General features: G+C 45.8%; 13 protein-coding genes and 2 tRNA genes. 8 read left to right on the forward strand and 7 right to left on the reverse strand.

All coding sequences use genetic code 11. The annotated features are described in order from the left end of the window. Nucleotides 1-329: 329 nt before the first annotated feature. Both scpA and mutA read right to left on the reverse strand, forming a co-directional pair. Nucleotides 330-2,477, reverse strand: coding sequence for a methylmalonyl-CoA mutase (gene scpA / locus G7Y39_RS10915; protein WP_165157502.1), 2,148 nt, complete (start codon nt 2,475-2,477; stop codon nt 330-332). Nucleotides 2,478-2,489: 12 nt separating this feature from the next. Next, nucleotides 2,490-4,349 (reverse strand): methylmalonyl-CoA mutase small subunit, encoded by a 1,860-nt coding sequence (mutA, locus tag G7Y39_RS10920; RefSeq protein WP_165157503.1) that lies wholly within the window; start codon nt 4,347-4,349, stop codon nt 2,490-2,492. A 270-nt stretch (nt 4,350-4,619) separates the two neighbouring features. Between mutA and G7Y39_RS10925 the strand changes: the two genes are divergently transcribed. The 4 genes from G7Y39_RS10925 to G7Y39_RS10940 all read left to right on the forward strand — a co-directional run bounded on the left by G7Y39_RS10925 (nt 4,620) and on the right by G7Y39_RS10940 (nt 6,719). Next, nucleotides 4,620-4,691, forward strand: a tRNA-Glu gene (locus G7Y39_RS10925). A gap of 24 nt (nt 4,692-4,715) precedes the next feature. Beyond that, a tRNA-Glu gene (locus G7Y39_RS10930) sits at nt 4,716-4,787 on the forward strand. Between the two features lie 95 nt (nt 4,788-4,882). Then, a complete protein-coding gene (locus G7Y39_RS10935) occupies nt 4,883-6,376 on the forward strand; it encodes an NAD(P)-dependent oxidoreductase (RefSeq protein ID WP_165157504.1) in 1,494 nt (497 codons plus the stop codon). Nucleotides 6,377-6,503: 127 nt separating this feature from the next. After that, on the forward strand, nt 6,504-6,719 hold the full coding sequence (locus G7Y39_RS10940) for a winged helix-turn-helix domain-containing protein (protein WP_165157505.1): 216 nt from the start codon (nt 6,504-6,506) through the stop codon (nt 6,717-6,719). 125 nt (nt 6,720-6,844) lie between these two features. On the opposite strand, the gene G7Y39_RS10945 is transcribed toward G7Y39_RS10940, so the two are convergent. Both G7Y39_RS10945 and G7Y39_RS10950 read right to left on the reverse strand, forming a co-directional pair. Then, on the reverse strand, nt 6,845-8,050 hold the full coding sequence (locus G7Y39_RS10945) for an ectonucleotide pyrophosphatase/phosphodiesterase (RefSeq protein WP_165157506.1): 1,206 nt from the start codon (nt 8,048-8,050) through the stop codon (nt 6,845-6,847). Nucleotides 8,051-8,131: 81 nt separating this feature from the next. Next, nucleotides 8,132-11,485, reverse strand: a complete 3,354-nt coding sequence (locus G7Y39_RS10950) for a TonB-dependent receptor domain-containing protein (protein ID WP_165157507.1) — start codon at nt 11,483-11,485, stop codon at nt 8,132-8,134. A gap of 313 nt (nt 11,486-11,798) precedes the next feature. Here G7Y39_RS10950 and G7Y39_RS10955 point away from each other — a divergent pair, with 313 nt between their 5' ends. Next, nucleotides 11,799-15,089: a TonB-dependent receptor gene (locus G7Y39_RS10955; RefSeq protein ID WP_165157508.1), complete on the forward strand. Its 3,291-nt coding sequence runs from the start codon at nt 11,799-11,801 to the stop codon at nt 15,087-15,089. A 59-nt stretch (nt 15,090-15,148) separates the two neighbouring features. Here G7Y39_RS10955 and G7Y39_RS10960 read toward each other — a convergent pair whose 3' ends face one another. Beyond that, nucleotides 15,149-17,152: a tetratricopeptide repeat protein gene (locus G7Y39_RS10960; protein WP_165157509.1), complete on the reverse strand. Its 2,004-nt coding sequence runs from the start codon at nt 17,150-17,152 to the stop codon at nt 15,149-15,151. A gap of 42 nt (nt 17,153-17,194) precedes the next feature. Further along, complete coding sequence (locus G7Y39_RS10965) at nt 17,195-18,238, reverse strand: SPOR domain-containing protein (RefSeq protein WP_165157510.1); 1,044 nt, start codon at nt 18,236-18,238, stop codon at nt 17,195-17,197. 233 nt (nt 18,239-18,471) lie between these two features. On the opposite strand from G7Y39_RS10965, the gene G7Y39_RS10970 reads away from it, so the two are divergent. Both G7Y39_RS10970 and G7Y39_RS10975 read left to right on the forward strand, forming a co-directional pair. Continuing rightward, complete coding sequence (locus G7Y39_RS10970; protein ID WP_165157511.1) at nt 18,472-19,476, forward strand: alpha/beta hydrolase; 1,005 nt, start codon at nt 18,472-18,474, stop codon at nt 19,474-19,476. Between the two features lie 59 nt (nt 19,477-19,535). After that, the gene (locus G7Y39_RS10975) at nt 19,536-21,023 is read left to right on the forward strand and encodes a capsule assembly Wzi family protein (RefSeq protein ID WP_165157512.1); all 1,488 of its coding nucleotides are present in this window, start codon (nt 19,536-19,538) and stop codon (nt 21,021-21,023) included. Between the two features lie 9 nt (nt 21,024-21,032). On the opposite strand, the gene G7Y39_RS10980 is transcribed toward G7Y39_RS10975, so the two are convergent. After that, nucleotides 21,033-21,770 carry a 1-acyl-sn-glycerol-3-phosphate acyltransferase gene (locus tag G7Y39_RS10980; RefSeq protein ID WP_165157513.1) on the reverse strand — a complete coding sequence of 246 codons (738 nt, stop codon included), beginning with the start codon at nt 21,768-21,770 and terminating at the stop codon, nt 21,033-21,035. A 139-nt stretch (nt 21,771-21,909) separates the two neighbouring features. Between G7Y39_RS10980 and G7Y39_RS10985 the strand changes: the two genes are divergently transcribed. Further along, a complete protein-coding gene (locus G7Y39_RS10985) occupies nt 21,910-22,080 on the forward strand; it encodes a hypothetical protein (RefSeq protein ID WP_165157514.1) in 171 nt (56 codons plus the stop codon). Nucleotides 22,081-22,084: the final 4 nt, after the last annotated feature.

Genomic DNA, 22,084 nt, shown 5'->3' on the forward strand with positions numbered 1-22,084 from the left:
AGCCATACATCTTTCCTCGTTTACCTGCCTGATTTACGCATCAAGGTTACGGTTGCCTTTGGGAACTTCGCTGTCTGTAGCCAGTTTGTCCGCTTGATACGCCTTGGTATCAGATTTCTGTTCGTCAAGCCACGATTTCGCTATTGCCTCTTCTCTCCCAAGCGTCGCCGCTTGAAACTTGCAAGTCGCTTTAGGGTTCGTCGGCAACTACGCCCCTTATGGACTTTCACCACAGATGTATGGCATGCCCGTCATACTACTAAAGAGAGGCCGGACAAAATCAATTGTCCGGCCTCTCTTTATTGAAAACCGTAAGGTTTAAACGCTACTTATTCGCCTAACAAGATCTCAAGGATCTGGCAAGCAGCCTTCGATACAGAAGTACCCGGGCCAAAGATAGCGGCAACACCTGCCTTATACAAGAAGTCATAGTCTTGAGCCGGGATTACACCGCCGGCGATAACGATGATGTCCTCACGACCTAATCTCTTCAACTCCTCGATAACCTGTGGAACCAACGTCTTATGACCGGCGGCCAAGGAAGAAACGCCCATTACATGAACGTCGTTCTCCACAGCTTGACGGGCAGCCTCGGCCGGAGTCTGGAACAACGGTCCCATATCTACGTCGAAACCACAGTCAGCGTAACCGGTAGCGACAACCTTAGCGCCACGGTCGTGTCCGTCCTGACCCATCTTAGCGATCATGATACGAGGCTGACGGCCTTCTTTCTTCGCGAACTGCTCGCAAAGCTCGCAAGCTTTCTGGAAGTCTGCGTCTTTCTTAGTTTCTGATGAATACACGCCCGAAATAGTTCTAATAATTGCTTTATAACGACCTACAACAACCTCACAAGCATCGGAGATCTCTCCCAATGACGCACGCAAGCCGGCAGCCTTAACAGCCAACTCTAATAAATTGCCCTTCTTCGTCTTCACGCACTCGGTGATATCAGCCAAAGCTTTTTGAACAGCGGCTTCGTCACGGTTAGCACGCAACTCTTTCAAAGCGGCGATCTGCTCGTTACGTACGGCTGTATTATCGATCTCAAGGATATCGATCGGATCTTCCTTCGGCAAACGATATTTGTTAACACCAACGATGGTCTGAACACCTGAGTCGATACGAGCCTGTGTACGAGCGGCAGCTTCTTCGATACGCATCTTAGGAAGACCTGTCTCGATAGCTTTCGCCATACCACCCATGCTTTCAATCTCTTGGATCAATGCCCAGCCTTTGTGTACCAACTCATTCGTCAAAGACTCTACATAGTAAGAACCGGCCCATGGGTCGATCTCCTTGCAGATCTTAGTCTCTTCCTGAATGTAAATCTGTGTATTACGAGCGATACGAGCGGAGAAATCGGTCGGCAAGGCGATCGCCTCATCCAATGCGTTTGTATGCAAAGATTGTGTATGTCCTAATGTTGCGGCCATAGCCTCGATACAAGTACGACCTACGTTATTGAACGGATCTTGCTCGGTCAATGACCAACCGGAAGTCTGGCTATGTGTACGCAATGCCAATGATTTCGGGTTCTTGGCGCCAAAGCTCTTCACGATCTTCGCCCACAACATACGAGCCGCACGCATCTTGGCGATCTCCATGAAGTGATTTACACCAATAGCCCAGAAGAAAGACAAACGAGGAGCGAACGCATCCACATCGATACCGGCGTTGATACCGGCACGAAGATATTCCATACCGTCGCACAACGTATAAGCCATCTCGATATCTGCCGTAGCACCAGCCTCCTGCATATGATAGCCGGAGATAGAGATAGAGTTGAACTTCGGCATCTTCTGAGAGGTATACTCGAAGATATCAGCGATAATCTTCATGGAGAACTCCGGCGGATAGATATAGGTATTACGCACCATGAACTCCTTCAAGATATCGTTCTGGATCGTACCGGCCATTTCCTCCAACTTAGCTCCTTGCTCCAAACCAGCGTTGATATAGAATGCCAATACCGGAAGCACACCGCCGTTCATGGTCATGGAAACAGACATCTTGTTCAAAGGAATACCATCGAACAACACTTTCATGTTCTCCAAGGAACAGATCGATACACCCGCTTTACCCACATCACCAACCACACGCTCGTTGTCAGCATCGTAACCACGGTGAGTCGGAAGGTCGAACGCGACGGACAAACCTTTCTGACCAGAAGCCAAATTACGGCGATAGAAAGCATTAGACTCCTCGGCGGTAGAGAAACCTGCGTACTGACGAATTGTCCAAGGACGCATAGCGTACATACCGCTGTACGGGCCACGTAGATAAGGAGGCAAACCGGAAGCATAGTTCAAGTGCTCCATACCCTCCAAGTCTTCTTTTGTATATACAGGTTTCACCTCGATATGCTCGGGTGTTTTCCAATTGGGCTCAATGCCATTGGCTTTTGCCCATTCGACAGCGTTCGTAGCTGCGAATCCGGCATTCTTTATGTCTATGTTTTTAAAATTTGGTCTCATGATTGTTTATACTTAAGCGATTCCTAATTTAGCGTTGAATGCTTTCATTGTCTCAAGCACATTGCTCTTTACATTTACGAACTGGTCGATACCTTGAGCCTTCAAGTCGTCCGCGCAAGCAGGAGCTCCGGCTACAACGAATTCGGCACGTCCGGCCAAAGCCTTGTAAGCGGCAGGAGCGAATTCAGCATACTCGTCGTCACTGGAGCAAAGGACCACGATCTCGGCACCCGCCTTGACAGCAGCCTCAACACCAGCCTCAACCGTATCGAAGCCTAAGTTATCAATTATCTTATATCCGGCGCAAGCGAAGAAGTTAGCGGAGAACTGTGAACGAGCCAAACGCATCGCCAAGTTACCGATCGTCAACATGAATACCTTCGGAGTCTTGCCACTCTTCTCTGTCGCCATACGCAAAGCCTCAAACTCTGAAGCACCGCGGGAGAAATCAAGAGCCGGGATCGTTGCCTCACCGCAATGACCACCGCCACAACAACAGGAGCCTTTTTCTTGAATCTTACCGGCAGCTACTTCCGTGAAGTTAGGATATTGGTTAGAACCCAACAGGATCTCACGACGGGTAGCAACCGCTTTCTTACGAGCTACATTCGAAGCGTTAACGGCATTCTGGATCTCGCCGGCATTCACCGCGACGGAGAATCCTCCTTTTTCCTCAACCTCCAAGAACAACTTCCAAGCCACATCAGCCAAGGAATTCGTCAACACCTCTACATAGTAAGAACCGGCAGACGGGTCAACGACCTTATCCAAGTGACACTCTTCCTTCAATAATAATTGTTGGTTACGTGCGATACGCTCAGAGAAATCGTCCGGAGTCTGGTAAATCTTATCAAACGGGCGGACCGTGATCGAGTCTACACCGGCAAGAGCGGCAGACATAGCCTCAGTCTGAGAACGGAGCAAGTTTACGTGAGCATCATAAACCGTCATGTTCCACTCTGAAGTCTGTGCGTGAGCAACCATCTTGCAAGCGCATTCGCAGGCCGGCTTATAAGCGGCTACGATCTCGGCCCACAACCAACGAGCCGCACGGAACTTAGCGATTTCCATGAAGTAGTTAGAGCTGATACCGAAATTAAATTTGATCTTCTTGGCAACCTCGTCAGCCGTGAAACCAGCCTCTGTAAGTTTAGCTATCAATTCGTTACCCCAAGCCAAGGCGTAACCTAATTCCTGAGAAATGTAAGCGCCGGCATTGTTGAGAAGGAACGCATTTACAGCCAATACACGGTAGTTCGGCAGAGCCTGTCCAGCTTTGAGCACAGCTGCGGCACCTTCTACCCATTCACTGTTTTCTTTACCTTTTACCAAAGGTTTCTTGAAAGCGTCATAGTTTACAGAACCGCAGCACTTCTCTGCGTCGACACCCTTGCCTTTGAAGTAGTCAGCCAAGATACCGATCAATTTCTCCGCTTTGCAGTTGCAAGTATTAAAGTTCAATTCTACGGAAGCCGGACAAATACCTTCCAACAAAACAGCGATGTTCTCCTCGTTTACCTCATCACCCTTGATGATGAAGCCAAGAGAAGTAACGCCTTTCGTCAAAAGGTCAAGCGCTTTCTCGTTAGCACCCTTGAAGCAGCAAACTTCAATGTTCTGGCGTACCTTCCAATCGTTATCTTTCCTCGTTCCGCGGACATAAGGGAATTCACCGGGAAGAGACACTGTAGTCTTTAAGCCCTCGATGTCTTCTGCACGATAGAAAGGATTTACATTAAATCCTTCGCCTGTCTTCCAAACAAGCTTTTTCTCAAACGGAACCCCTTTCAGGTCGGCCGTTATCTTCGCCATCCACTCTTCAGTAGACACAGGAGCGAATTCTGAGAAAAGTTTTTCTTTTAGTTCTGCCATAATATTAGTTGTTTATTAAACTGGTATTAGTAATGTTCACTATCAAATATTACAGTAGGCAAAGGTAGAATAAATAAACAGTATCAACAATGAAAAAAGCATGAAAAAGCGACACGGATCGAGTACTTTTGATGATTTGAAGGTCACTTCATCCCTCTTTTTAACCAGAAAAGAGACGATTCGCACACTTTTTTTCATCGAATCTATTGCCTATTTCAAAAATATGCCTACCTTTGCAGCGTTAAAACAAAACGGAGTTGACAATTTGGGGGTGGATTCGTCTAACGGTTAGGACACATGCCTCTCACGCATGTAATACGAGTTCGATTCTCGTATCCACTACAAGAAGTCAACAAAACGTAAATCGGTGGATTCGTCTAACGGTTAGGACACATGCCTCTCACGCATGCAATACGAGTTCGATTCTCGTATCCACTACAAAGGCTCTCAATCTGTTGGTTGGGAGTTTTTTTTTATCTATCTTCGCTACCCGATAGTATTATCCTAAGTCTTTTATTACACTAAATTATATCATGAAAAGTAAAAAGACCGTCTTTCTGACCGGAGCCACTGGGACGATGGGTCATGCCGGATTGGTCGAGTTGTCCAAGCGGTTAGATCGTTTTAATATAACACTCTTGGCTCGTCCGAGTAAAATCAATAAAGAGAAATTGGCCGCCTATGAGGCCATGGCAGGGATCCGTATCGTGTGGGGAGACTTGACAAATTATCAAGATGTCCTGAATGGAGTAACGGGGGCGGACTACGTATTGCATGTAGGTGGAATAGTTTCCCCGGCAGCGGATTATTTCCCTAAAAAGACTTTGAGAGTAAACACCACCGCCGCCCAATATATCGCGGATGCCGTAAGAGCACAACCGAACGCCGATCAGATCAAGGTAGTCTATATCGGCTCCGTGGCACAAACCGGCCACCGTAACGCACCGGTTCATTGGGGACGTACGGGAGATCCGATCAATATAAGTGTCTATGACCATTATGCCATCTCAAAGACAATAGCCGAACGTATTTTCGTGGAGTCGGGTATTAAACATTGGGCATGCCTTCGCCAGACCGGTATCTTATGTCCCGAATTATTATTCAAGGGCTCGGATCCTATCACATTCCACGTACCGCTAGATGGCGTGTTGGAATGGGCTACCGCCGAGGATTCCGGTCGCCTACTAGCGAATGTATGCGAGGAGGAGGTGCCGGATGAGTTTTGGAACCGTTTCTATAATATTAGTAGTGGTCCGTCTTTCCGCCTGACGAATTATGAGTTTGAGCGTAAATTGTTAAAAGCGATCGGCTGTCCCGCCCCGGAGAAAATATTCGAACCGAACTGGTTCGCTATCCGTAATTTCCACGGACAATGGTATACCGATTCCGATCTATTGGAAGGGTATCTGCATTTCCGCGGCGACCAAACTTGCGACGATTATTTTAAATGGATGGCCCGCCAAGTCCCTTGGTATTTTCACCTGGCAAAGATCGTCCCTCCTATCTTCATAAAACTGGGTATGGGAGCCATCGCTAAAAAGCCGGGACTGGGAACCCGTAACTGGATCAAGGACAGAAACCCAGATCGTATATCCGCTTATTTTGGCTCGTATGCGGATTGGCTAGCGATCCCAGGTTGGGATAAGATCCGGACAGAACGCCCCTCCGAAACACCCGTCTTTCTAGATCATGGTTATGATGAAAGTAAACCGAAGTCGGAATGGGATATCGAGGATATGCGTAAAGCCGCGGAATTCAGGGGAGGGAAATGCTTGTCCCCGGCCATGTCAAAAGGAGATTTATCGACTCCACTCGATTGGGAATGCCAATTCGGTCACCGTTTTAAGGCCTCTCCCTCATTAGTATTGTTAGGAGGCCATTGGTGTCCGGAATGTTTACCTCTCCCTTGGAATTACGACGAGATCGCTAAAGGCAATCCGTTCTTTGCGCAAGTATGGTATCCATTCCATGATAAAAAGGAGCACAACGTATACGATGAATCCATATTCGCTGACTTCAAGGAATAAAATTCAACAAATCAAGAAATTTTTGTTTTTTGAGATTATTTATCTCAACGCAACATACTTTTACCGGATATTATCTGTTATAACCATATAAGCACTATCTACCATAAACATAAAAACAGATTTTATCATGACAAAAGGATCGATCGGATTAAATGCAGGAGCTGTCTGGAACTTGCTTTCAGATGGCCAACATTGGAGTTTTGAGGCGTTGAGAGCAAAATCCGCTCTAACAGATGCGGATCTATGGTCTGCTATCGGTTGGCTCGCTAGAGAAAATAAGATTGAAATTGATAGCAACAGCAGCCACCCTATCTTCTGTCCGGGTACCAACTTTTATTTTTAAATGACATTTATGGAACCTGTTATCGCGGCTGGCAGCCGGCTTCGCCATATTCACATGACCGCGAAGCCGCTGCGGTATCACCGCATGGCGGTCGCGGTAAATCATGAAGTCCTGTGGAAATCCTATCATTTAAATAACTGCTGGACGACAGCGCTATCCCCATCATTGGGGGCGGGTTCTATATTCAATAAGCGCGCAATCATCAGATAAAGGTTCACGTTCGCCATTTGCGGGACTTCCACATGCTTCTTGAACGAGGGGCCTGCCGCGTAGAATATAGCCTCCATCTCCGGCGTAAAATTATCGTAACCGTGCGCCGCCGCATAACGGGGAGATGATTTCTCACGGAATTGCACATACGTTCCAATGTGTGGAGAAACAACTAAATCACTGACTCGAGGATTCTTTCCGTAAACAAATTTCTCAGGAATCTCGTTTTTCTTCCATACCGTTATATTCGGCACTTTCTGTAAGATCGCATAGGCGGTATCCACATAGGTCTTCTTTGGATACAACAATGTAGGAACGCCATCAAAAACATAATCGAAACTATCCAGGGGTAAATAATCATTCAAATTCACATATTTCCCAGGATAATAAGTGGCCATTCCATGATCCGAAAGAACGATAAAATCGATCTTATCGAAAATATCCAGCTTACGGGCTTCCGTGAAAAAATGATTCAAGACTTTATCCAAGTTCTCCACGACACACAAGGTCGCCGAAGAATCCGGGGTAGCGGAATGGCCTATCGCATCCGGTTCCTCCATATACCACATAATCAAATGAGGACGTATATCTTCCGGCAACTTCAGCCAAGAGATCACGGAATCAGCACGATCTGAAAAAGGAACCGATTTATCGAACGGCTTCCATATCGAAGGCTGCCCACTCGCCAAAGGCACCTCACTACCTACCCAATAGAACGAAGCGGTACGAACCCCTTGGCGCTCCGCCGTATTCCAAATAGGTTCTCCACCATAAAATTGCGGATCAAGATTTCCCATCCGAAACGAACTATCAAGCTCTGCGTCATAAAAGGAATTATTTACCAAACCATGGTGATCCGGGTACAATCCGGTAGCCATGCTATAATGATTTGGAAAAGTCACACTGGGATAACACGGGCGAAACGTGGAGCGGACCCCTACATTTGCCAAAGAATCCAGCGTCGGAGTATGAGCTCGTGACGGATAATCCGCACGGAAACCGTCCATTGATAAAACTACGACATAACGATCCGATTGTTTTTTCGTTTGGCAACCGGTAAAAGCCAATGAACAAATACAAAAGAAACTAACGAGTAAGAACTCAACACGATTATTCCACATACCATTCAATTAAAAAAGAGGTTCACAAAGGTAGTGAACCTCTTCTAATTATTACATTTTATTTAATGAAAGATTTTTCTCTTAGAAGATATACTTGATACCAAACTGCATCTGCCAACGAGATACATCGTTCAAATTATCCTTGAAGGTCTCATCCAAACCTTCCGCCATCGTATATTTCAACGTATAGTTGTTCGCCGCGCTCGGGCCTTGTCCTTTCGGAACCGTCAAGAACTGATATTGCTGATTACCCAAAACGGTTGTTTGTACCACACCCCAGTTACGATTCAACAAATTCAAGAAGTTGGCGATATTGAAACTAAAACGCAAGGTATGCGGGCGACCATTCTTCTGGTAAATCTTTATATCATGAGAAACGCTCAAATCCAATTGGTTCGCAAACGGAGCGACAGCGCCATTACGTTCGGCATACTCACCTCTATGTTTGCTCAAATAAGGATCTTGCTCGATAAAGGCATTCATCGCTTTCCAGGCATCTTCTTGGCTATCGAAACCGCCTGGTAACAAATGATCTTTTACCTCGTCAAAATTCGCGGGGATATATATCAAGTCATTGGAGAACTGAGAATCGCCATTCGCATCACCATTATAACAATAAGAATAACGGAACGGACGATAACGCTGATAGATCAAACCAAAACTTGTCGCCGCATATTTACTCCAGTTAGCCGTATAAGAGGCGGACAATAACAAACGACCATCAAAAGAACCTGCCGTATAGCCTACTTCTTCCGCATTTCCGTCCAAGGCCGCACGATACTTCCAAGCGGAAGTCGCCACAGACGATGTTCCGTCTGTTACCCCTCTAGACTGCCCGAACGAGTAAGATCCATTCAAATACAATCCCTTCAAGATTCCATCAACGAAGTTTTTCTGTAACTGGAAGGTCGTATAAAGCGAATGGCCTTTGCTGGTATTACGCAGCATCACGACGTGATTCGCAGCCTTTTGATTTCCTTCTCTATCGCTATAATAGCCATTATAATATGGACGTGCATTACCCGCTCCACCGTCATTTACAAATTGCTCGGTCCGATACAACCCGATATTGTCATGGTAAATAGCGTTAATGTCTTTTGAGTACAGCAACTCTACGGTAGCGACCCAACCGTCACCAAACTTATAATCGGCGGAGATATTACTTTTCCATAAGCTCGGATATTTAAAGTCCGGATCCGTAATCGCTATATCCGAACGAGTAGCGCTACCTTCCGCCGGTTTATAAGTATCTATATTTCCGGTGAAACCCAGCGAAGGTCTGCCATCGCTAATGATGTTATCATTTTTATCCTTTACCGCCCGGACATTCAGGTCACCAAACAAAACGCCATTGTTACCGGCTTGATTACTGATCCATACGTACGGAGGAGTACCCGTGAAAAGTCCCGTACCACCACGGATCTGCAAACTTCCATTCTCGTCGTCAAACGGTTTGTAATTAAAACCGAACCGAGGTGAGAACTGAGGTTTTGCGTCCGGATATTCAGAGACATCGATCTTGATACCATCCCGATAAGTCTCAGCGGCTACCTTATCATTCGATGGTAAATCCGTCATAAAGAACGGAACATCGACACGTAAACCTAACGTCAAGTTCAATTTATCACTTACCGTCCACTTATCTTGGGCATACAAACCCAACTGGAATACATTTATCTCGGCGAATGGAAACTCATCCGTCATCGAATATCTTTGCGCATAGTATTGATATCCCGTAGAAGAAGAATTCGTAATACCCGTCACGTGGGAACCAAATCCAAAATCTTTCGGATTAAACTCACGGATATCAAACCCTTGTACACTTCCGCTATGAGCGGCCATGTATTGTTTTGTAGCCAATACGTTGAACTTGAAATCATCGACAGAGTTAAACACCCAAGAACCGGGATAGTTTTGAGCGAAACCATTCTTAAAGGCACGATAGTCACTTTGCGTTCCGACCGTAATCTGATGTTTACCGAAATTCATCAGGAAGTTATCCTGTATCTGCCAGATATCCGTGTTCAACCGGTTATTATAGGAGTTTGCCTCTGTTCCAAAAGTCGTATAAGCATTGTTATCACCATCCAAAATATCCACTTGTGGGAAGTAGCCACCATCCATATCGCGATAATCACGCAAACGGGAATAACCAATCTTCAAATAGTTAGACATACGGTCATTAAGAGTCGTATTCAAGTCGGCCATCCAAATATTGAAGTTATTATTCGTCCGGTAGAAAGAAGAAGAGAACGGGATAGCGAACGCATTCGGCCCCCGTCCGTTATTCGGCGCACCGGAAGTGGAAGGGTTATTCGTATTAAACGATTTCAAATAATAATATTTTAAGCTCAACACATTATTTGAGTTGATATTCCAGTCTAAACGAGCCGTGATCCGATCCGCTTGAGTATTTGTCTTATTCACGTCGAATTTACCTGGATTATAACCAAGCTCATCACCTAAGAAATCAGACAAGCCCTGCAAAACTGCCGCGTCTGCCGCGGAATTAGCGGTCGTATAAGAAATCGGTTTCTCCAGGCGATCCATTTCGCCATTGATGAAGAAGAATAATTTATTCTTGATGATCGGACCGGATAAACTGATACCATATTGGTGATTAGAGAACTCCGAAACACCAATCGTCTCATCCTTCACACGATATCCCATCATCGACGGACTCTTCGTGTACATATATGCCGAAGCATGAAACTCATTAGAACCGGATTTCGTCACGGAGTTGATACCCGCGCCCGTGAACCCACCGTTTCGGACATCAAAAGGAGCGATCATCACCTGTATTTGCTCGAGCGCCTCCAAAGAAATCGGTTCCGTCCCGGGAGCTCCAAGAGCAGAAGACAGGCCAAACGAGTTATTAAAGGAAGCGCCGTCCACCGTCACATTATTAAACCGATAAGAGACACCGCCAAAATTCTTACCGCTACTCATCGGAGTTAATTTCACAAAATCATCCAAAGAGCGGTTAATCGTAGGCAGCTTATCCATCTTCTCCCGCGTGATGATTTCCTGCGCACCTGTACGACTTCCTGAAATAATGGGATTCTTATCCGCGACCACGACTACCTCGTCGAGCGCTTGGGTATCTTCCCGCATTACTACATTCAGTTTCAGATCCTCACCCAAAACCAAGTTTATTCCTGTCCGGCTCTCCATATTGTATCCAATATAAGAGAACGCTACTACATAAGGGCCTCCGATACGAAGGTTGTTAAAAAAATAAGAACCATCAGGCTGGGTAATCGTGTAGTATTCGGTACCCGTTGGCGTATGCGTAGCCTTGACATTCACTCCGATCATCGCCTCCGATGATGTATCCGTGACCCTACCACTCATACTCGCCGTCGTCACCTGAGCATGTATGGATATTCCCACGCACAACAAAAGCAACGCTAAAAGTAGATAAGTTTTTCTCATACAAACAGTATTTATAAATTCTAATATTTTTGCATATCGGCGCAAAGATAGGAATTAGATGTCTTTTTTTGTCACATACCATCTATAATATTCATAGCATTAACATTCCTCTCACCGATCTTCGGATTATTATTCTCAACCAACCACATCCACAATTCCAATAATATGCGGGAAAAGCGTCTATGTCGCTCAGCTCCGCCCTGTCACAGTAACGTCATGAACATGAAACAAGTATTAAACAGGAAACATGCAATGATATTGGAAAATAACACATAACTTTGCGAAAGTTTTTATTACATTAACTATTTAAATTATGAGCAGACATTTACAGGCGCTATTCCTTTTGGCTGTACTGAGTTTCTTGTTTGTTATCCCGACACGAGCACAGGTAACAACAGCCAGTATGAGTGGAACAGTTATGTTTCAAGATGAACCCGTTATTGGTGCGACCGTTTTGGCGGTTCACGAACCTTCTGGGACAAACTATGGTACGATCACGAACATTGACGGACGCTTTTCCTTACAAGGTATGCGTACCGGAGGTCCGTACAAAGTTACGATCTCTTACATCGGTTATCAATCTGCCGTTTATTCCGACATTACCTTGCAATTGGGAGAAAACTACAACTTGAACGTTGAGTTGAATGAATCTTCCGAGGTTTTGGACGAGATCGTAATCACCGCGAAGAAAACGAAGTTCAATACAGAAAAGACAGGTGCGACAACTAATATCTCCTCGTCACAGATCACCTCTTTACCGACCATTAACCGTAGTATCTCCGATATCGCACGCCTTTCTCCTTATGCCTCCAATATGAGTTTTGCCGGTGGCGATGGCCGTTCTACGAACTTTACGGTGGATGGAGCGAACTTTAATAACAACTTTGGCCTTTCGGATAAACTTCCCGGAGGCGGCAACCCGATCTCTATGGACGCTATCGAGGAAGTACAAGTAGTAATCGCCCCGTTCGATGTCCGCCAGACAAACTTCATTGGCGGCGGTATCAACGCTATCACCAAATCCGGTACAAACACATTCAAAGGCTCAGCCTACACTTACTTCCAGAACCAGAATATGCGAGGAAACTCAATCGATGGAGAAGACTTAGGCGCACGCGCCAAGGAATCCAAAACGATTTACGGAGCTACGTTCGGCGGTCCGATCATCAAGAATAAATTATTCTTCTTCGCCAATGTGGAAATGGAAAAACAACCGCAACAAGTGATCAAATGGAGACCTCGTGCTGAAGGAGAGCAACCGGACGAGAATAACTATATATCCCGGACGACACTCTCCGACATGCAAAAAGTATCTGATTTTCTAAGGGATAAATATGGCTATGACACAGGATCAGCCACGAATTTCCCCGCGGACGAGAAGAATTTGAAATTGTTGGGTCGCATCGACTGGAATATTACGAATGGCCATAAATTGAGCGTACGCTACAACTATACGAAGAATACCGCATGGAACGCTCCTAACGCCAACTCCATGGATGGTGGTTCCGGCTCTCGTTTGTATAATACAAGCCGTGTAGGTTATCAATCCATGTCTTTTGCCAGCAGCATGTATTCCCAAGACAATAAAGTGTCTTCCGTATCCGCTGATTTGAACAGCCGCTTCTCTGATAAGATTTCCAATCAGTTACTTTTCACTTACACGAATATCGAGGATATGCGCGGAACCAACTCTTCCCCTTTCCCCTTCATTGATATCCTGGCAGGTAAAGATGCGGAAGGTAACCAGATCATGGAGCCTTATATGAGCGCCGGACATGAATTATTTACCTACAACAACGGCGTGAAGAATAGGATCACAAGTGTTATCGATAACTTCACTTACTTTGCCGGCGACCATAAGATCACGGCGGGTATCAGTTTCGAGCACCAACTTGCCAGCAATGCTTATATGCGCAACGGTACGGGATATTATCGCTACAACAGCTTGGATGATTTCCTGAACGGTGCCGCTCCTGAAACGTTCGCATGGACATACGGTTATAACGGAGTTTCCGACCCGAAAGCCCAGGTTACTTTTAACCAGATCGGATTCTACGCACAAGATGAGTGGAACATTCGCCCGAACGTGAAGTTAACTTACGGTATACGTTTCGATGATTTAATTTTCGACAATAGTGATCTTCAACGGAACGACGCGATCTACGATCTTGATTTCGGCGGCAAACATATCGACACCGGCAAATGGCCCAAGTCCAGGATGCAAATCTCTCCACGTGCAGGTTTTGTCTGGGATGTATTCAAGGATAATTCCTTGAAAGTACGTGGTGGTACAGGTATATTTACCGGACGTTTACCCTTGGTATTCTTTACGAATATGCCGACAAACTCGAATATGCTACAAAATGCCGTAGTATTCGGCACAAAATATGAGAATGGCGTTGCGGCAAGTCATGATTCCCGTCTGGATCAATTGGCTGGCGGCATGATTACGAATATAGACGACGTAATCAAGAAATTCGATCTTCCTACCACGATAGAGAATCCGGTTGCCGGTTCTAAGATCTCCGGCGTAGAGAGCGACTTCAAGATGCCGCAAATATGGAAGACCTCCTTGGCCGCAGATTACCAGCTCCCTACTTCCTTCCCATTGTCCGTAACCGGCGAGTTCATCTATAACAAGAACCTCAATGCCGTAACCATTGAGAATATCAACATCAAGGATCCGTCAAATTGGGAACATTTTAACGGAGCGGATAATCGTTTGATTTATCCATCTGATTATACGTATGTATCCGGCAAGAACGCGGTTGTATTAACTAACACATCCAAAGGATATGGTTATACCGCCAATGTTACGGTTAACGCTCAACCCGTAGAGGACTTGAACATGATGTTGGCTTATACGCACACGGAATCCAAAGAAATTTCCGGTCTTCCGGGTAGCGACCCTGTATCTACATGGCAGGGAATGTTGACGATAGACGGACCGAATTTCGCGACCGTACAACGTTCACGGTACGTAGTGCCCGACAAGGTAATCGCATCGGTCAACTACAATCTACCCTTCCGCCACAAAGGTCTGCTCAGGAAAACAAGCTTAAATCTGTTCTATTCCGGTTATTCCGCTGCCGGATATAGCTTCGCTTACACGAACGATATGAATGGCGACGGTATCAATAACGATATGATGTATATCCCGAAAGATGATAGTGAGATCAAATTCAAGAATGAAGCAGACCGAACCGCTTTCTGGAACTTCGTAGACCAAGATTCTTATTTAAAGAATCACAAGGGAGAATATGCGGAAGCTTATGCCGCACGTGCACCTTGGGTACATCGTTTCGACCTTCGTATTACGGAAGATTTCTCGTTCAAGGCAGGTAAAACCGAACATCATTTCCAATTGAGCCTTGATTTCATGAATATCGGAAATATGATCAACTCGAAATGGGGTGTGATGAAGAACGCATCTTCTTCCAACAATTGCCGTATCTTGAAATATGAAGGTATGGATGATAACAGGACTCCGATTTTCTCCATGTATAAGGTCAATGGTGATTATCCGACCGAGACCTATTCTTATAACCGTATCTACACCGAATGCTGGAAAATGCAGGTTGGTATCCGTTACATCTTTAATTAATCAAGCGATATAACCATAAAAAAGGCGGGAAACAAATTTTCCCGCCTTTTCCATTTCAATCATAGATCTCCTCCACCCCGCAAGGCATCCGCTATATCTTGATGCCGCCGGGCTAATTCGTTCTCTCCTATCGCCCGGAAGCCCTCCGCCAGATATTCGTGGGAAGCCGCATGTTTCGGTTTGATACTTACCGCCTGCCCGAAATCCAGAATAGCCTCATCGTAATATTTGAGCTTCAACAGGCATTTCCCACGATTATAGCGGGCCTTAAAAGATTTCGGATTTAATTTTACCGCCTTGTTTAAACAAACCTGAGCGTCATAGTCCTCGCCTATATCCAACAAGGTAACCCCTTTGCGTACCCAGGCTTCCACATAACTCGGGTTCAAATTCAAGGCTTTATCAAAACAACGAATAGCGGCATGCGCATCATGGGCCTTCGTTATGCACTCGTTTCCCATCAAGTAATATTCATGCGCATACTCTTTCTGCGCCTTACGAAGCGAATGCAACTCTTCCCTCAAAGCCTTGATCTGTACTTTTTGGCTGTTCAACATTTGCAATTTCAGACGAAGCAGCCGTTGCACCATCGGATTATCCAATTCATTCCGTTTAGATACGGCGGCGGAAAAAGCCTCGACCGCCTCTTTCACATTACCCTGCCGAAAAGCCTGAGCCGCCCGGCAATATTGCAGCTCCGCCTCGCTTTCCTCGAGACTTTGCGCTATCAATGCTCGGTCATTGAATATTCGGCTGAATTCCACAATCTCTTTCCGGATAAAGATATCCCGGGAAGAGATCTTGCTTTTTAGCACCAATCCCTCCAATGAGGTACAACGGCTCAACGCCACATAGGTCTGCCCCCCGGCGAATACTCCCCCGGTCAAATCAACTACCACCCGGCTAAAAGTCAAGCCTTGGCTCTTATGCACCGTGATCGCCCAAGCCAATCGAATCGGCAATTGCTCGAACGTACCGACAATCTCTTCCTCGATCCGTTTCTCTTTCTCGTTATATTTGTATTTATAATTCCGCCATGAGGTAGGTTCAACCAAATGCTCTACACCGCTCTCCAGCAAGACATAAACATTTCCATTCTCATCGATACCCGATACCATACCAATCGTTCCGTTTACCCAACGACGCTCATAATCATTATCGATAAAAATAACCTGCGCCTGTTCCTTGATCGATAAATTCAACTGGGTAGGTAATGAGGATTCCGGAAAATCCCCTTCGATCTTTCCCACGGAGACATATTCTTCCCCGGGAAGCTCGGCCAACTTCTTCTCGTTGATAAAATCAACCTGATCCCGGCGAGTGGCCAACGTGATATACATATCCTCGTTCTGAGGCTCGAAAGACGGGAAATAACGACCGTTCAACGTATCCAATTCCTGTTTGCTAACGGCATTATTACGAATCCGATCCAATATATTGATAAAAACAGAATCGGTCTGGCGATACACTTTCTGTAACTCGATCGGCACTAAATGAATCTCCTTGAATACACGAGCCGAGAAAAAGAAAGGGCTCGCGTAGAACAAACTCAATATCTCTTTTTGATCCGACGGAACAACCGGTTCCAACTGGAAGACATCCCCCACAAACAATAGCTGTTTCCCGCCGAAAGGTAATCGCATATTGCCGGAGTAGACCCTCAAGATCCGATCCACGCAATCAATAAGATCCGCCCTCACCATCGAGATCTCGTCAATGATGATCAGATCGACCTCCGCGATAATCCTCCGTTTCTCCTTCGGATACTTGAAAAAATCAAAAATACGGCCCTGCGACAAACTTAAATCCGGATCATCCGGCAACATCGGCCGGAAAGGGAGCTTGAAAAAAGAATGCAAGGTAACTCCGCCCGCGTTTATGGCCGCGATCCCTGTAGGAGCCAGCACCACATACTTTTTCCTTGTATGCTTGCAAATGTATTTCAAAAAAGTAGACTTACCGGTCCCGGCCTTCCCCGTAAGGAAAACAGACTGGCGAGTGTGGCTGATCAGTTGCAAGGCATCCTGAAACTCCTTATTGTTCGTGTCTAACTGAAAGTCCAAGTATATGAATTTTGAGCAGGATCTTTCGACCAGGCTTTTTCATTAACGGCTAATGAACAGCCAAGCATCTTTATACTTTTCTATTTTTCGAAGTGTTGCCATATAACTCTCGGCATCCGCCCGGTTATTAAACTTATCCGCGTAAATACGATATTTACCGTCACGAACCACCGTGTTAACATTCTTACATTGGGTGCGGTCTACACCGGATATAAACTCATTCGCTTGCTCCGCTGTCGGGAAACTCGCTATCACGACATGGTACATCTTTTTCGATGCCACGGATTCCACTTTCGGAGCGGGTACAGCGACCTCTTTCCTCACCTCGGGAGCTGAAGGCGCTTTGGTAGTCTCAGCGTCCTTAAGAGCTTCCTCCTTTGGTGTTACCTCCGCCATCATCTCGTCCGCTAGGGATACTTGAATCTCCTCCGGCCGAGAAATCGGTTCCTCAAAGCTATAATTTACCATCTCCGTAGGAACAAAACTGGCTGTATAAGCGGACTGGCTCACCTCTTCCACAGGAGTCGAAACCACGAAGAACAACGCGACGGCCGCGGCTGATGCCGCGACAACCCGTATCAACTTACGACTAACCGGGATATAGAACACATCTTTCTTTTTCTTGCCCGTAAGTAAGGCCACCTCTTCCCGCTCTTCCTCCAACGATCGCAAAACCGGAAAATGAAACGATGACAAACCATACGAATCTGCGTTGAACACTCCGGAATCGCCCGGCGTAAAAATGGTCTGCCCTTCCTCTCCTATGCAAAAAGTCCCGATTCGCCCTAATGTTATCCGCTTGTCTTGTTCCAAAGAAACATTCAAAGCCTCGATATCCTCTTCCAGCATCAACTGAGCCTTCCGGTAATCAACGCCATACACCCGCATATAAGACTCGGAAAGTAAGCCATCTGTATGCTGTAGCGTACCATTGAACACAACCTCTTTACGCATCGGCCGGAACAAATGTTCCTCCTCCTGACACGTCGCCGGAAAAGCTTGCCGCACGAAACCACCAAACTTCGGCAAGATCACACAATCATGTGCCAGCAACAAGCGTTCAATATGTGTTACTATCCTTAACATAGAGACAAAGGTAACTATCTTTATAGAAATAACAAAATAAGAGCACTTTTTTCCTTTGAAATAACACTAGGTATTGCCCGCGAAAAGTAAGCGGGCTTACTTGGCTCATAAAACATCCATTAGATGGCAATGTAAGATTTACTTCAAAAAAAGAGAAGTTGAGACAGGAATAAACATTATCTTCGTAACTCTGTTTTTTTTATAATACAGGAAGAATCCTATACATTAATAATATGAGACAACGAAAACTTTACACGATCCTATATCTCTGCGTTCTCGTATCCGTGACATATGCCCAATACGTGCCCGATGTATTGGGAGATGGTTATTTGCGCCGCACCTTCCGGATGCCGGATGATTATGAGGGGAAGGTGGTTTGCACACTGGTCAAGAAAGCTCAACCGGATAGCGTAAAACAGGCCGTGCTGTATATCCATGGCTATAATGACTATTTTTTCCAGAAACAATTAGGAGATAGCGTAAACGCTCACGGGTATAATTTCTACGCGATGGATCTGCGGAAATATGGGCGTTCGATATTGCCCCATCAAAACCCCTTCTTTTGTAAGAGCCTGAGAGAGTATTTCGCGGATATAGATACCGCTTTAGCCACCATCCGGTCCGAAGGCAATGAACGGGTATTATTAATGGCACATTCTACAGGCGGATTGATCACACCTTATTATTTGAGTAGTAAAAAAGGAGAGTTACCGATAGACGGACTTATCCTGAACAGTCCTTTTCTGGATTGGAATTTCGGATGGTTTATGGAGAACGTCGTACTCCCAACCGTCGCGTTTGTCGGGAGACTATTCCCGAATCTTACCGTACAAGGACCGGGGAGCCCGAATTACGCCTATAGCCTGCTTAAGCCGTATAAAGGAGAATGGGAATTTGATACGAACTGGAAAATGCCATTCGGGCATCCGAAAAAAGCCGGATGGATCAAAGCCATACAAGAAGCGCAACAGACGGTACAAAAAGGGCTAAAACTGGATTGTCCGATATTGGTGTTGTCTTCCGGCAAATCTTTCCCGGAGACAGAGACATGGCATGAGGAATACAGAACCACCGACATCGTCTTGGATGTTCAAGACATTCAAGAATACGGGAAGAAATTAGGAGCCAACGTCACGAGAGATACCATTCCAAACGGCACCCACGATCTGATCTTATCTCAAAAGCCCTATCGGGACGATGCCTATCAGGCTATATTCGAATGGTTAAAGAGACAATAAGGGTTGCACCAAACATATAAATCCTTACCTTTGCGCCCGGACAAAACATTTATATATACATGAAATCAGTGCGATCAATTTTTATAGGCCTGACTTGTCTGGGGATGGCTACGGTTGGTTTCGCTCAAGAAGAAGCGACAACTCCGGAAGCGACTACCTACAAGGCCGAGATATTCGGATCGGTAGCCAGTGGCGATAACACCCCTTTCTGGATGGTTAGCAATCGATACGGAATTGTTCCTTTGGAAGCGAATAACGGATATTTGAACGCGGGAGTATTCCATAATCAATCTTTTGGCAAAGGTTTTCACTGGGGAGCCGGATTAGATGTCGTGGCCGCGGTTCCTCGTCATCGCAATTTCTTTATCCAACAACTATATGCCGAGCTCGGTTACAAATGCTTGCTGTTGAGTGTCGGAAGCAAGGAGCGCTATCGCTCACTTTGGGATCGTTGGCTCAGTTCGGGTGATATCGTACAATCGGCCAATGCCCGCCCGATTCCGGAAGTGAATATCAGTATTCCGGAATTTACCGTCGTTCCTTTCACGAAAGGCTGGATGCAAATCAAGGGCGATTTCGCGGTCGGCCGTTCTTTCGACAAGGATTATCTGGCGAATTTCACAAATAATAAGCAGACCTATGTAGATAACGTTTTGTGGCATCATAAATCATTATTTGTACAGATCAAGGATACACGCGATGATTTTCCGTTATCCGGTGTAATCGGTGTACAGCATTGGGCACAATGGGGAGGGACCTCGACCAACCCGAAGATCGGGAAACAGCCTCAATCCATCAAGGACCTTATCCGGGTTGTTTGTGGCAGTGAAGGAGGTGACGACGCGACAGTATCCGATCAGATCAATGTACTGGGTAATCATTACGGTTCTTACGATTTCAAATTGGCGTTTACACAAGCCGGCTGGCAAGTATCCGCCTATTACCAGCATTTCTTCGAGGATAAATCCGGTATGATATTCATAAACAATACCGACGGATTATGGGGGGGACAACTGGATTTGCCGAAATTCCCCTGGTTGCGTAGGGTTGTCGTAGAGTATCTGGTTACGAGAGACCAAAGCGGACAATTCCACTTCATCGATTTTGATCACGATTTACATCCCGGCGTAGGTGGCGGCGGTGATAGTTATTATAACAACGGAGAATACACTACCGGAGCCTCTTATTTCAACCGGGCGATAGGTTCACCCCTGATCACAAGCCCGGAGTATAACGAGGCCGGTTCATTAGGATTCAAGAACAACCGTGTTCGCGACTGGCATTTCGGTGCGGAAGGCGCTATCTCCTCACAAGTATCTTATCGGGTATTGGTCACCGTGATGAACAGTTGGGGTAGACATGCCGCCCCTTTCCTTCACAAGAAAAGAGGAGCTTCCGGACTTTTAGATATCTCTTATCAACATCCCTGTTTATCGGGATGGGAATTCACAGGATCTCTGGCGGCTGATGCCGGTTCCATGTTTGGCGATAATTTCGGATTCAGCCTGAAAGTAGCGAAACGCGGTATCTTGAAAAGCTGGAAATAATAGACTGACTTACTTATATTTTTCCCACAAGGCGGACGCGATGATTCCCTGAGTCTGATCGGCGAACGCTTGCATTCCTTTGTGGGAAGCATCTATATGATCAGTAGAAACCGCCGGATGGATCACCATCTCCATCCGATGACGACGGACATTCAACGACCCGATTGGCAAGACATCAAACGGCCCGTTTAAAGTGATCGGAATAATGGGCAAATGCTGATCCAGCGCCATTTGATAAGCCCCTTTCTTGAAACGAATCATCTTCCCGTCATACGTACGAGAGCCTTCCGGGAAGACAACCACAGAGGCCCCATTCCGAAGACAACGCTCCGCCTCCAACACACTACGTGCGGCAGCTTTCGGAGTAGAATTATCGACAAAGATAAAACCGGCGGCACGACAAGCAGTCCCGACAAACGGGATCTTAGCGATACCCGCTTTCATCACCCACTTAATGGGAACGCCTAAGAAACCATATATCAAGAAAATATCAAACGCACCCTGATGATTGGCGACGAAAACATACGATTGTTTCCGATTGATATGTTCACGTCCTTTTACTGTCACCGGACAGAGCGCCAAATAACACGTCAACCGAGACCAGATCATACCCGGATAATATGCGAAGATTTTCTCTCCCCCCAACAGACAACCGATGATAACCGTCACCGCCGTAAGTATAGTCAGTACCAGAAATACAGGTACAAAAAACAGCCATAAATAAACGATGTAAAGTATTCTCCCCATACGCGAATCTCTATTATAACACAAATATAGAAGCTAATTTCAATCGTTTCATTATTTTTCTCCGAAAATATTTTCACGATCGGGTTATTATTGCTTTATTTGCGGTAGAAAAGGAAATAATCATAAAATATCTATAACCATGAATGAGTTAATAAAAAATCTAGGAGTGCTCGTGCTCATTATCGGTGTAGCGGTTTTAGCTGTACCGTTTCTAACGGGAGGTATGACGAATGGTATTCTACTGACAGGTCTGGTCTTGATCGTCTTGGGCTACGTGGGCCATATCGCGATCAACAAACGAGTAGAATAACAAC

It is taken from the genome of Parabacteroides sp. ZJ-118, from assembly GCF_011038785.1.
Taxonomy (GTDB): Bacteria; Bacteroidota; Bacteroidia; order Bacteroidales; family Tannerellaceae; genus Parabacteroides.